This is a genomic window from Streptomyces sp. NPDC101776, assembly GCF_044766845.1.
Lineage (GTDB): Bacteria > Actinomycetota > Actinomycetes > Streptomycetales > Streptomycetaceae > Streptomyces.
Genome location: NZ_JBIWMV010000022.1, coordinates 1 through 12,737 on the forward strand (window position 1 = coordinate 1; position 12,737 = coordinate 12,737).

Consider the following 12,737-nt stretch of genomic DNA (forward strand, 5'->3'; position numbering starts at 1 on the left):
TCGACACCTCGAAGCGTGAAGAACGGCCGTCCTGCTGTCTCACGAACACAGCAAGATCAGCAGGTCGAGTGACCAGCGAGGATAAACGCCAAGCTTAGGGTCGGTACGATCCCCTATTGCGCGCGCTCCCGGTATGGCGCCGCATCCACCCTGCAGTCAGGAGAGACCGGTGTCAGACGTCCGTGTGATCATCCAACGCGATTCCGAGCGGGAAGAGCGCACGGTGACGACGGGCACGACGGCCGCCGAGCTCTTCGCCGGCGAGCGCTCGATCATCGCCGCGCGCGTGGCCGGAGAGCTCAAGGACCTCGCGTACGTCGTCGCCGAGGGTGACGAGGTCGAGGGTGTCGAGATCTCCTCCACCGACGGCCTCAACATCCTGCGCCACTCCACCGCGCACGTGATGGCGCAGGCCGTGCAGGAGCTGTTCCCCGAGGCCAAGCTGGGCATCGGCCCGCCGGTCAAGGACGGCTTCTACTACGACTTCGACGTCGAGCGGCCGTTCACGCCCGAGGATCTCAAGGCCGTCGAGAAGAAGATGCAGGAGATCCAGAAGCGCGGCCAGCGTTTCTCGCGCCGTGTGGTGACCGACGAGGCGGCTCGTGAGGAGCTGGCTTCCGAGCCGTACAAGCTCGAACTCATCGGCATCAAGGGCTCCGCGTCCACGGACGACGGCGCGGACGTCGAGGTCGGCGGCGGCGAGCTGACGATCTACGACAACCTCGACCCCAAGACCGGCGACCTGTGCTGGAAGGACCTCTGCCGAGGCCCGCACCTGCCCACCACCCGCAACATCCCGGCGTTCAAGCTGATGCGCAACGCGGCCGCCTACTGGCGCGGCAGCGAGAAGAACCCGATGCTCCAGCGCATCTACGGCACCGCCTGGCCCTCCAAGGAGGAGCTGAAGGCGCACCTCGACTTCCTGATCGAGGCCGAGAAGCGTGACCACCGCAAGCTGGGCAGCGAGCTGGACCTCTTCTCCATCCCGGACCAGATCGGCTCCGGCCTGGCCGTCTTCCACCCCAAGGGCGGGGTCATCCGCCGGGTCATGGAGGACTACTCGCGGCGCCGCCACGAGGAGGAGGGCTACGAGTTCGTCTACACCCCGCACGCGACGAAGGGGAAGCTCTTCGAGACGTCCGGGCACCTGGACTGGTACGCCGACGGCATGTACCCGCCCATGCAGCTCGACGAGGGCGTGGACTACTACCTCAAGCCCATGAACTGCCCGATGCACAACCTGATCTTCGACGCGCGCGGCCGTTCCTACCGTGAACTGCCGCTGCGGCTCTTCGAGTTCGGGACCGTGTACCGGTACGAGAAGTCGGGCGTCGTGCACGGGCTGACCCGGGCGCGCGGCTTCACGCAGGACGACGCGCACATCTACTGCACGCGCGAGCAGATGGCCGACGAGCTGGACAAGACGCTCACGTTCGTCCTCAACCTGCTGCGGGACTACGGCCTGACGGACTTCTACCTGGAGCTGTCGACCAAGGACCCGGAGAAGTTCGTGGGCTCGGACGAGGTCTGGGAAGAGGCCACGGAGACGCTGCGCCAGGTCGCCGAGAAGCAGGGGCTGCCGCTCGTTCCCGACCCGGGTGGCGCCGCGTTCTACGGGCCGAAGATCTCCGTCCAGACGCGCGACGCCATCGGCCGGACCTGGCAGATGTCGACCGTCCAGCTCGACTTCAACCTGCCGGAGCGGTTCGACCTGGAGTACACGGGTCCCGACGGCTCCAAGCAGCGGCCGGTCATGATCCACCGGGCGCTGTTCGGTTCCATCGAGCGGTTCTTCGCGGTGCTGCTGGAGCACTACGCGGGTGCCTTCCCGGCGTGGCTCGCGCCTGTGCAGGCGGTCGGGATCCCGATCGGGGACGGGCACGTCGAGTACCTGGAGAAGTTCGCCGTAGCGGCCAAGAAGAAGGGGCTGCGCGTCGAGGTCGACTCGTCCTCGGACCGGATGCAGAAGAAGATCAGGAACGCGCAGAAGCAGAAGGTGCCGTTCATGGTCATCGTCGGCGACGAGGACATGAACGGCGGGACCGTGTCCTTCCGTTACCGCGACGGCTCGCAGGAGAACGGCATCGCGTTCGACGCGGCCATCGCGAAGATCGAGCAGGTCGTGGCGGACCGGGTCCAGGTCTGAGTCCGTAGTTCTTTTGAGAGGCCCCCGGGGAGTTCAGATCCCCGGGGGCCTCTCGTCGTCCTCCCGCGCGAAGACCTGGAGCAGCCAGGACGCGAAGGTTCCGGTGACCGCGCCGAGCAGGGCCAGGCCGATGGCCATCATTCCTACGGCGATCAGGCGGCCGAGCGGAGTGATCGGTGCGACATCGCCGTAGCCGACGGTCGCGAAGGTCGCGCAGGTCCACCACACGGCGTCGCCGAACGTCGTGATCGTCGCGCCCGGGGCCGCGTGCTCCTCCTGGTAGACCGAGAGGGCGCCCGCGAAGCCCAGCAGGAGGGTGGACAGGCCGGCGTAGACGATCACGCGTGCGTGCAGCGCGAGCCGGGGCCGGTCGTGCCGGCGCTGTACGGCCTCGTAGACCTTGACGACCCGTAGGGGGCGGAGCAGGGGCAGGAGCAGGACCAGGGTGTCCAGCCAGTGCGTGCGGACGAAGCGCAGGCGTTGGCCGCTCAGGCGCCAGCGGACCGCGTAGTCGACGGCGAAGAGCGCCCAGGCGGCGAACAGTACGGCGAGGCAGAGGTCCTGCCAGTCGCCGGGCAGGCCGTGGGCCAGGATGCGGACCGCGTACGCGGCGAGGTAGACCATCGACGCCACGGCGAGGGGAACCTCGGTGCGCCGCTCCCAGCGGGCCTTGCGGCTGTCGTCGTCCACCCGCCCAGCTTGGCCCGGGAGGCGTTTCGCGCAACCCCGCCGACACGCCGCGAACGGGCGAAGCCATATGCTTCCCTGCATGACGAGTGAGCCCGAGCAGCAGATCGGAGTGGGGACGCCGGACGCGTTCCAGCGCCTGTGGACGCCCCACCGGATGGCCTACATCCAGGGTGAGAACAAGCCGACCGGCCCCGGTGCCGACGACGGTTGCCCCTTCTGCTCGATTCCGGCGAAATCGGACGAGGACGGGCTGATCGTCAGGCGCGGCGAGCTGGTGTACGGGGTGCTCAATCTGTACCCGTACAACGGCGGCCATCTGATGGTCGTGCCCTATCGTCATGTCGCCGACTACACCGACCTGACCGACGCGGAGACCGTCGAGCTCGCCGCCCTCACCAAGCAGGCGATGACGGCTCTGCGGACCGCGTCCGGCGCCCACGGGTTCAACATCGGGATGAACCAGGGGAGTGTGGCGGGCGCGGGCATCGCCGCCCATCTGCACCAGCACATCGTCCCGCGCTGGGGCGGCGACACGAACTTCATGCCGGTGGTCGGTCACACGAAGGTGCTGCCCCAACTCCTCGCGGACACACGGAAGATGCTGGCGGACGCGTGGCCCACGGCGTGAGCCACGCGACGCCCCCTGTGGTCGCCTACGCGTCGTAGCTGTCTGCTTTGCGGGGTGACGCGTCCTGTACGCCTCCGCTGAGGACCGACGAGCGGTTGCTGAACTTCTCCGTGTCGACGCCGTTCTCGTCGAGGACGCGGATCGCCGCCGCGTGCACCACGCGCAGGACCGGTGTCGCGGCGCGCAGCGCGTCGTCGGCCATGAAGCGGTGCCGCCAGGGCTGGTCGGCCCAGGCGTGCCGCAGGCCGAACGGCTCGGGCAGGGATATGGAACCGCCGAGCCAGTTCAGCAGCGGCGGGTACCAGGTGATCGGGGCGCGGACCGCGAGGCGCACCACCTCGTCGGCGGGGACGAGGGGGAGTTTGACGCTGCGGTTCTCCCAGGGCTTGAAGGTCTTCTGGACGCTCTTCGTCGGGGCCTCGGACTTGCCGGTGAACAGCGAGTTCACGGGGCCCAGGGCGTGCCCGGTGATCTCGATGCGGAGCGTCTTGTGCAGCACGGTGACCGTGATCATCATGGTGATGACCAACTGCCCTTCCCAGAGCGTCCATTGGACGCCCAGGTAGTGGCGGTCGCCGGCGCCGAACTGCTGCTTGTTGCAGATGTCCTGTATCGCGTGCGACTTGACCTGGTACGCGTCCACGTCGGTGCCCTCGGGCCGGGACACGGCCTTGGCGCCCTCACCGATCGGCGTGACGACCCAGTGGCGTATGGACGCCTTCGGGAAGCCGCCGGTGTTGATCGTGTTCCGCTCCAGCATGCGCAGGTCGTCGTGGATGTTGCGGATGACGTCCCAGCTGCGGAAGGGGTGGATCTCCCGGGTGGCGTCCCGCGCGATCAGGTCCTCGGCGAGCTGCCAGCTGCCCCAGCGGGTGCCCATGCCGAGGATGCCCTTGGGCCCGGCGTAGAAGACCGAGTTGGACTGCTGCTCGGCGCTGAGCTTGGCCAGGGACTGGCGGAGCTGCTCGGCCTGGGTCTCGCCGGGGCTGGTCGGCACCGCCTCGGGGACCTTGGCGCCGACGCTGCTGCCGGAGAGCAGGCTGTCCCAGCGCCCGCGCAGATCCTTCGCGGTGTTCTCGCAGACCTGCTTGGCCCACAGCCAGCCGACGACGGGGAGGACGACGCACGCACGTGCGTACCAGGACCAGAAGCCCTCGAAGGGCATCTTGATCAGGAAGATCACGGCGACCGCGCCCACCGCGACGAGCAGGGTCGTGGCGATCGCGCCCGCCCTCTTGTTCGTCTGCGTGCGCTTGTCGATCAGACTGCGCAACTGGAAGACCAGCAGCCAGACGACGAGCCCGGGCAGGAACAGCACGCCGCACAGCACCATGATCATGGACAGCCTGTTGTCCCGTGCGCGGCGGATGTTGTTGGCCGCCAGGGCGTGCTCGACGACGGCCTGCGGCTCGGTGCCGAACGACTGGATGAGCGGCTTGCGTCCGGGGCCGAGCATGCGGGACACCAGGGCTCCGGAGAACGCCTCACCGAGGTTGGGGCGGAAGATCGTCGCCCACTTGCGGCCCTCGTTGACGGCCGTCTGGTGCCATTCGTTGTCGGCCTTCTTGATGTCCGCGACCGGGTTGTCCCGGTACGCCGCCGAGGCCAGCGCGAAGGTCGCCGTCTGCCCCTCGTCGCCGGTACGCGGCACCTGTGGTCCGAAGATGTCCGCGTAACCGCTGTCAACGGTCATTCCCGCCCCCCGATCGCCGCTGCTCCCGCTTCTGCGGCTTTCCCGACTTCCGTGCTCCGCACACCTGTTGATCAGGTCATCAGCGTATCGGCCATCACTGACATCCGTCGGCGGACGGCCGAAGCCGCCCGCCGACGCAGAAGGATCTTTCGACCGGGCGGCAACTGGGAGCCGACTACGGGGCCTCGCCCGCCTCTTCGCGGATCCGTTCGGCGATCTGCGGGGGCATCGGTTCGTGGCGGGCGTAGGCGCGGTTGAAGCGGGCCGTGCCGTGCGAGAGGGAGCGGAGGTCGACGGCGTAGCGGCCGATCTCTATCTCGGGCACCTCCGCGCGGATCAGCGTGCGCCCACCGGTCGTCTGCTCGGTGCCGAGGACGCGGCCGCGCCGCCCGGAGAGGTCGCTCATCACGGCCCCCACGTAGTCGTCGCCGACCAGCACGGTCACCTCGGCCACCGGTTCCAGGAGATGGATCTTCGCGTCGACGGCGGCCTCCCGCAGCGCCAGCGCGCCGGCCGTCTGGAACGCGGCGTCCGAGGAGTCCACCGAGTGCGCCTTGCCGTCCAGGAGCGTGATCCGTACGTCGAGCAGGGGATGGCCGGCCGCAACTCCCCTCGCCGCCTGGGCCCTTACGCCCTTCTCCACCGACGGGATGAACTGCCGGGGCACCGCGCCGCCGATGACCTTGTCCACGAACTCGATGCCCGTGCCGCCCGGCAGCGGTTCGACCTCGATCTCGCAGATCGCGAACTGCCCGTGCCCGCCGGACTGTTTGACGTGCCGGCCGCGCCCCTGCGCCTTGGCGGCGAACGTCTCCCGCAGGGAGACCTTGTGCGGGACGAGGTCGACCTGGACGCCGTAGCGACTGCGCAGCCGTTCCAGGGCGACGTCCGCGTGGGCCTCGCCGAGGCACCACAGGACGACCTGGTGGGTGTCCTGGTTCTGTTCCAGGCGCATGGTGGGGTCCTCGGCGACGAGCCTGCCGAGGCCCTGCGAGAGCTTGTCCTCGTCCGCTTTGCTGTGCGCCTGGATGGCGAGCGGCAGCAGCGGGTCGGGCATCTCCCACGGCTCCATGAGCAGCGGGTCGTCCTTGGCCGAAAGCGTGTCCCCGGTCTCCGCGCGGCCCAGTTTCGCCACGCACGCGAGGTCGCCCGCGATGCAGTGCGTGAGCGCCCGTTGGTGTTTGCCGAAGGGCGCGGAGAGGGCGCCGACGCGTTCGTCGGTTTCGCGGAGGGCACGGCCCTCGTGCCCCCGGTCGGCGAGCCCGTGCCCGGAGACATGGACGGTCGCGTCGGGCCGTAGCGTCCCGGAGAAGACACGGACCAGGGAGACCCGGCCGACGTACGGGTCGGAGGCGGTCTTCACGACCTCGGCGAGCAGCGGCCCGTTCGGGTCGCACGCCTTCAGCTCCCGCGCCCTGCCGTCGACCGTGGTGACCCCCGGCGCCTCGCGCTCCAGAGGGGTTGGGAAACCCCCTGTGATCAGCTCCAGCAGCTCGACCGTGCCGAGGCCCTGCCGGGCGCCCTCGGCGGCGGGGGCGGCGGCCAGCACGGGGAAGAACACCCCGCGCGCGACGGCGCGTTCCAGGTCGCCGATCAGCGTCTTGAGGTCGATCTCCTCACCGCCGAGATAGCGGTCCATGAGGGTCTCGTCCTCACTCTCCGCGATGATCCCCTCGATGAGCCGGTTGCGGGCCTCCTCGATCCGCGGCTGCTGGTCGGGCCCGGGTTCGGACTCCTTGCGCTCCCCGGACGCGTAGTCGAAGAGCTTCTGCGACAGCAGCCCGACCAGACCGGTCACGGGCGCGTGCCCGTCAGGACCCGGCGCGCCGCGCAGCGGCAGGTACAGCGGGAGCACGGCGTCGGGGTCGTCCGCGCCGAACGCCTCGGCGCAATTGCGGATCATCCCCTCGAAGTCCGCGCGCGCGGACTCCAGATGCGTGATCACGATGGCGCGCGGCATGCCGACCGCCGCGCACTCCTCCCACACCATGCGGGTCGAGCCGTCCACGCCGTCGGAGGCCGAGACGACGAAGAGGGCCGCGTCCGCCGCTCGCAGACCGGCCCTCAACTCGCCGACGAAATCGGCGTACCCGGGGGTGTCGAGAAGATTGACCTTGTACCCGTCCCAGTCGACGGGCACCAGGGAGAGCTGCACCGAGCGCTGCTGCCGGTGCTCGATCTCGTCGTAGTCGGAGACGGTGCCGCCGTCCTCCACGCGGCCCGCCCGGTTCACCGCCCCCGCGGTCAGCGCGAGGGCCTCCACCAGAGTCGTCTTCCCGGATCCGGAGTGGCCGACCAGCACCACATTCCGTACGGACGCGGGGTGGTCGGCCGCCGTAGCCCTGCCGGCGGCTCCGGGGTGTGCGTTCGCCTTGTCGCCCATGGCCTTGCCTCCCGTACACGGTGAGGTCACTGTGGGCGCGGACACGACGCAGCCGCGTGCGGTGGCGGCTCCGATGACGCCCGCGGTGGTTCGAGCTTTCCACTCCGGTCACGGTGCGTCCATACAGCGGACGCGATCCGACGGTGGCACCGACGGCATCGCGTCGTGCCGCGGCCATTCAGAACACGGGCGCGCGGGTGCCCGGCCGTCGCTCACGCGCGCGCGTGGCTACGATGGGCCAGCCGGTGGCCAGCAGGGGCCGCGCGGCGAAACCGACCCTCCGGGAAGGCCATGCTGAACAAGTACGCGCGTGCATTCTTCACGCGTGTCCTCACGCCGTTCGCCGCGTTTCTGATCCGCCGGGGCGTCAGCCCCGACACGGTCACCCTCCTCGGCACCGCCGGAGTGGTCGCGGGCGCGCTGGTCTTCTACCCCATGGGCGAGTTCTTCTGGGGCACGGTCGTGATCACGCTGTTCGTGTTCTCCGACCTCGTCGACGGCAACATGGCCCGCCAGCTCGGCCGCTCCAGCCGCTGGGGCGCCTTCCTGGACTCCACGCTCGACCGGGTCGCCGACAGCGCGGTCTTCGGCGGACTGGCCCTCTGGTACGCGGGCGACGGCGACAACATCGCCCTGTGCGCCGTCTCGATCTTCTGCCTGGCCAGCGGCCAGGTGGTGTCGTACACCAAGGCGCGCGGCGAGTCGATCGGCCTGCCGGTGGCCGTCAACGGTCTGGTCGAGCGCGCCGAGCGGCTCGTGATCTCGCTGGTCGCGTGCGGTCTCGCGGGCCTCCACAAGTTCGGCGTCCCGGGCATCCAGTGGCTGCTGCCGATCGCGCTGTGGATCGTCGCCGTGGGCAGCCTGGTCACGCTGATCCAGCGGGTCGTCACGGTCCGCCGGGAGGCCGCCGAGGCCGACGCGGCCGCGGCCCAGGAAGCCGCTCCGCACAGCAGTGGGGCGACTTCGTGAGCAGTGCCCGGGACCGGCTGACGGACGCGCTCTACGGCGCCGGCTGGAGCGTCGTCAAGAAGCTCCCCGAGCCGGTCGCCGTCCGGCTCGGCCGTACCGTCGCCGACCTCGCCTGGAAACGCCGCGGCAAGGGCGTACGACGGCTGGAGAGCAACTACGCGCGCGTGGTGCCCGACGCGAGCCCCGAGCGGCTCGCCGAGCTCTCGCGCGCGGGCATGCGGTCGTACCTGCGCTACTGGATGGAGTCCTTCCGGCTCCCCGCCTGGAGCGCCGAGCGCGTGAGGACGGGCTTCGAACCCAAGGACCTGCACCACCTGACCGACGGCATCGCCTCCGGCCGCGGTGTCGTCCTCGCGCTGCCCCACATGGCCAACTGGGACCTCGCCGGCGCCTGGGTCACCACCAAGCTGGAGACCCCGTTCACCACGGTGGCCGAACGCCTCAAGCCGGAGACGCTCTACGACCGCTTCGTCGCCTACCGCGAGGGCCTCGGCATGGAGGTTCTCCCGCACAGCGGCGGCACCGCCTTCGGTACGCTCGCCCGGCGACTGCGGGACGGCGGCCTGGTCTGCCTGGTCGCAGAGCGCGATCTGTCCGCCTCCGGAGTCGAGGTCAAGTTCTTCGGAGAGGCCACCCGGATCCCCGCAGGCCCGGCCCTCCTCGCCCAGCAGACAGGCGCGCTGCTGCTCCCGGTGACGCTCTGGTACGACGACTCGCCGGTCATGAAGGGGCGGGTGCATCCGCCGGTCGAGGTGCCCGAGTCAGGCGATCGGGCCGAGAAGACGTCTGTCATGGCACAGGCGCTGGCAGACGCCTTCGCCACCGGCATCGCCGACCACCCGGAGGACTGGCACATGCTGCAGCGCTTGTGGCTCGCGGATCTCGATCCCACGAAGGGACCCTCGTGAGGATCGGCATCGTCTGCCCCTACTCCTGGGACGTGCCGGGCGGCGTCCAGTTCCACATCAGAGACCTCGCCGAGTACTTCATCCGGCTCGGCCACGAGGTGTCCGTGCTGGCTCCGGCCGACGACGACACCCCGCTGCCGCCGTACGTCGTCTCGGCCGGCCGCGCGGTCCCGGTGCCGTACAACGGCTCGGTGGCCCGGCTGAACTTCGGCTTCCTGTCGGCCGCCCGGGTCCGACGCTGGCTGCACGACGGCGAGTTCGACGTCATCCACATCCACGAACCGACCTCGCCGTCGCTGGGCCTGCTGGCCTGCTGGGCGGCCTCGGGCCCGATCGTGGCGACCTTCCACACCTCGAACCCGCGCTCCCGGGCGATGATCGCCGCGTACGCGATCCTCCAGGCCGCGCTGGAGAAGATCAGCGCGCGGATCGCCGTGAGCGAGTACGCCCGCCGCACGCTCGTCGAACACCTCGGCGGGGACGCGGTGGTCATCCCGAACGGCGTCGACGTCGACTTCTTCGCCCGCGCCGAGCCCAAGCCGGAGTGGCAGGGCGCGTCGACGAACCCCGGAAGCCCGGTCGAGGGCGGAGGCGGGAAACGGGCGGGCGAGACGATCGGCTTCATAGGGCGCATCGACGAACCCCGCAAGGGCCTTCCGGTGCTGATGAAGGCCCTGCCGAAGATCCTCGCCGAACGCCCTGACGCCCGACTCCTGGTCGCCGGGCGCGGCGACGAGAAGGAGGCCGTCGAGACGCTGCCCAAGGAACTGCGTTCACGCGTCGAGTTCCTCGGCATGATCAGCGACGACGACAAGGCCCGCTTCCTGCGCAGCATCGACCTCTACGTCGCCCCCAACACCGGTGGCGAGAGCTTCGGCATCATCCTCGTCGAGGCCATGTCGGCGGGCGCCCCGGTGCTCGCCGCCGACCTGCCCGCCTTCGCCCAGGTGTTGGACCAGGGCGCGGCGGGGGAGTTGTTCGCCAACGAGGACGCGGACGCGCTCGCCGAGGCGGCCGTACGGCTGCTGGGGGATCCCGAGCGGCTGGCGCGGCTGAGTCGGCAGGGGAGCGCGCATGTCCGGCGCTTCGACTGGTCCACCGTCGGGGCGGACATCCTGTCCGTCTACGAGACGGTGACCGCCGGCGCGGCGGCCGTGGCCACGGATGAACGCACCGGACTCCGGGCGCGGTTCGGACTGGCCCGGGACTGAGGGCTCTGCCCGGCGTGCGGGATGTGCAGGGTGACGGCCATGAGGGGTCGTGCCGAAGTGTCCGCGCGCGGGGAGGTCGGTTCGCTTTTCCAACTCGCCTTGCCGGGTGGTTGATTCATCGACGTCACTGGATACGTCACCGGACTGGATACATCACCGGATACGACACCGGAGACGTTACCGAGGCGGAGAGGCACGGCAGTTCGTTCGTGTTCCGTCTGCTGCTGCCCCCGCGCGCGGGACGCCGTGTTCGGGCAGGTCGATGCGGCGCCCTGGTGGCTCGGTGTGGAGGGCGGTGTCTTCTGGAGCGCGCCGGAGGGACCCTGCTCGGACGTCGCGGGCTGCGCGAATCGCCCCGTGGTGCACGTCTCGCGCCACAATGCGCTCGCCCAGCGCGCTTGGGCGGGGGCCCGGTTGCTCACCGAGGGCGAGTGGGAGTACGCGGCACGCGGTGGGTGGCATCGAGGGGCGGCGCTGTACCTGGGGCGACGACTTCGCCGCGGAACGGGTGAACACCTGGCAGGGCGACGGCCCTCTGGTCAGCACATGCCTCGGGGTGCAACCGGCACGGTCCCGGTGGAGGCGTACGAGTCCAATGGCTTCGGCCTGTTCAACACGGTGGGCAACGTGGGGGAGTGGTGTGCCGGCCGCTTCGTACCGGCGGGCGAGGAGCGGATGATCCGGGGTGGCTCGTACCTCTGCCGCGCCTCCTACCGCCGCTATCGGGTCGCCGCCCGTTCGAAGAACAGCCCCGACTCGGCCGCGGGGCACGGCGGTTCCGGTGCACGTGGGACCTGACGGGGCGGTGACCGCGGGCGGGTAGCCTTGCCGCCCGTGACCGCAACCCTGATCTGGATCCTCGTCGCCCTCGTGGCTATCGGCCTGTACCTGAGCTGGACCGCGGGACGGCTCGACCGGCTGCACACCCGGATCGACGCGGCCCGCGCGGCACTTGACGCCCAACTGCTGCGCCGCGCTTCGGTGACCCAGGAGTTGGCCACCTCCGGCGTCCTCGACCCGGCCGCCTCGATCGTCCTCTACGAGGCCGCGCACGCCGCCCGGCAGGCGGAGGAGGAGCAACGGGAGGTCGCCGAGAGCGAGTTGAGCCAGGCCCTGCGCGCCGTCTTCGCTGAGGCGCCACAGGTGGAGGGCGTCCGGGAGGCACCGGGAGGAGAGGAGGCGGCCCACGAACTCGCCGAGGCGGTACGACGCGTACCGATGGCCCGCCGCTTCCACAACGACGCCGTGGGCGCGGCGCGGCGCCTCCGCGAACACCGCAAGGTCCGCTGGTTCCACCTGGCCGGACACGCCCCCTTCCCGATGGCCTTCGAAATGGACGACGAGCCACCGGCGGCACTGGTGGACCGGGCGGCGTAGGGGGGCCTGGCGGATCGGGGACCCGGGGCCGCCTGCTGTGCGGGCTGTGCGGGCTGTGCGGGGTGTGGGCGGCGGGCGGCTTCGAGGCGGAGGGGCTGTGACATCTGCTGCGGCGCCGGTGGCGAGACTGGGCAGTCGGGCGGGTCTGGGGCTGCGGGTGCAACGTGGTTACGGTTGAGATCCCAGGGCACCTACCGGTTCCGGTGTGAGAGGTGCGTGTGGCCGCGAGGTGGCGAGGCGGGGGGAGTCGGCGGTTGGCCACAACACGGCGGACAGGCGCACCTGAGCCCGCACCCGCGGCATGATCCGCCGGTGAGATCGCAGGGGGCACATCGACCCCGGTGAGGGCCGCACGTGCGGTTTGAGGTGCCGGGACCGTGACATCCGGCCGCTGTGGCGGCGGACGGCGAGACGGGGAGTCGCCAGCCGCGAGCAGTACGGGAGAAGGGCGTACCTGGATCCGTGCCTGCGGCATGATCCACCGCCGAGCCCCCGGGCACGCACCGGTTCCGGTACGGGGAGCAGGCCGCGCCATCTGCCGCGGCGGCGGGGCGCGAGACGGGGTAGTCGGCGGCCGGCCGCAGCATGGTGGAGAAGCGCACCCGGGCCTGAGCCCGGGCATGATCCGCCGCCGAGCCCCCGGGCACGCGCCGATTCCGATACAGGCAGGACGCCGCGCCATTCCGTTGCGGCGGCAGGTCGGGAGACGGGGCAGCCAGCGTCCGACCGCGC

At 70.4% G+C, this 12,737-nt stretch carries 10 protein-coding genes; 7 read left to right on the forward strand and 3 right to left on the reverse strand.

Features of this window, described 5'->3' with window-relative positions; all coding sequences use genetic code 11:
* Positions 1 to 169: 169 nt before the first annotated feature.
* On the forward strand, positions 170 to 2,146 hold the full coding sequence (thrS, locus tag ACIRRY_RS42435; RefSeq protein ID WP_403984110.1) for a threonine--tRNA ligase: 1,977 nt from the start codon (positions 170 to 172) through the stop codon (positions 2,144 to 2,146).
* 33 nt (positions 2,147 to 2,179) lie between these two features.
* On the opposite strand, the gene ACIRRY_RS42440 is transcribed toward thrS, so the two are convergent.
* On the reverse strand, positions 2,180 to 2,836 hold the full coding sequence (locus ACIRRY_RS42440) for a potassium channel family protein (protein ID WP_403984112.1): 657 nt from the start codon (positions 2,834 to 2,836) through the stop codon (positions 2,180 to 2,182).
* 67 nt (positions 2,837 to 2,903) lie between these two features.
* On the opposite strand from ACIRRY_RS42440, the gene ACIRRY_RS42445 reads away from it, so the two are divergent.
* Positions 2,904 to 3,464 carry an HIT domain-containing protein gene (locus ACIRRY_RS42445; protein ID WP_033282250.1) on the forward strand — a complete coding sequence of 187 codons (561 nt, stop codon included), beginning with the start codon at positions 2,904 to 2,906 and terminating at the stop codon, positions 3,462 to 3,464.
* Positions 3,465 to 3,489: 25 nt separating this feature from the next.
* Here ACIRRY_RS42445 and ACIRRY_RS42450 read toward each other — a convergent pair whose 3' ends face one another.
* The gene (locus ACIRRY_RS42450; RefSeq protein WP_403984114.1) at positions 3,490 to 5,157 is read right to left on the reverse strand and encodes a hypothetical protein; all 1,668 of its coding nucleotides are present in this window, start codon (positions 5,155 to 5,157) and stop codon (positions 3,490 to 3,492) included.
* A gap of 175 nt (positions 5,158 to 5,332) precedes the next feature.
* On the reverse strand, positions 5,333 to 7,540 hold the full coding sequence (locus ACIRRY_RS42455) for an elongation factor G-like protein EF-G2 (RefSeq protein ID WP_403984116.1): 2,208 nt from the start codon (positions 7,538 to 7,540) through the stop codon (positions 5,333 to 5,335).
* 291 nt (positions 7,541 to 7,831) lie between these two features.
* Between ACIRRY_RS42455 and pgsA the strand changes: the two genes are divergently transcribed.
* From pgsA to ACIRRY_RS42480, 5 genes are all read left to right on the forward strand, one after another.
* Positions 7,832 to 8,509, forward strand: coding sequence for a phosphatidylinositol phosphate synthase (pgsA, locus tag ACIRRY_RS42460; protein ID WP_403984118.1), 678 nt, complete (start codon positions 7,832 to 7,834; stop codon positions 8,507 to 8,509).
* Entirely contained in the window at positions 8,506 to 9,417 is a 912-nt protein-coding gene (locus tag ACIRRY_RS42465; RefSeq protein WP_403984120.1) for a phosphatidylinositol mannoside acyltransferase, read from the forward strand. The genes pgsA and ACIRRY_RS42465 overlap by 4 nt, the downstream gene beginning before the upstream one ends.
* Positions 9,414 to 10,628 carry a glycosyltransferase family 4 protein gene (locus ACIRRY_RS42470; RefSeq protein ID WP_403984122.1) on the forward strand — a complete coding sequence of 405 codons (1,215 nt, stop codon included), beginning with the start codon at positions 9,414 to 9,416 and terminating at the stop codon, positions 10,626 to 10,628. The genes ACIRRY_RS42465 and ACIRRY_RS42470 overlap by 4 nt, the downstream gene beginning before the upstream one ends.
* Before the next feature lie 285 nt (positions 10,629 to 10,913).
* Entirely contained in the window at positions 10,914 to 11,426 is a 513-nt protein-coding gene (locus tag ACIRRY_RS42475; protein ID WP_403984336.1) for a formylglycine-generating enzyme family protein, read from the forward strand.
* A gap of 36 nt (positions 11,427 to 11,462) precedes the next feature.
* The gene (locus tag ACIRRY_RS42480) at positions 11,463 to 12,005 is read left to right on the forward strand and encodes a hypothetical protein (RefSeq protein WP_403984124.1); all 543 of its coding nucleotides are present in this window, start codon (positions 11,463 to 11,465) and stop codon (positions 12,003 to 12,005) included.
* Positions 12,006 to 12,737 lie beyond the last annotated feature (732 nt).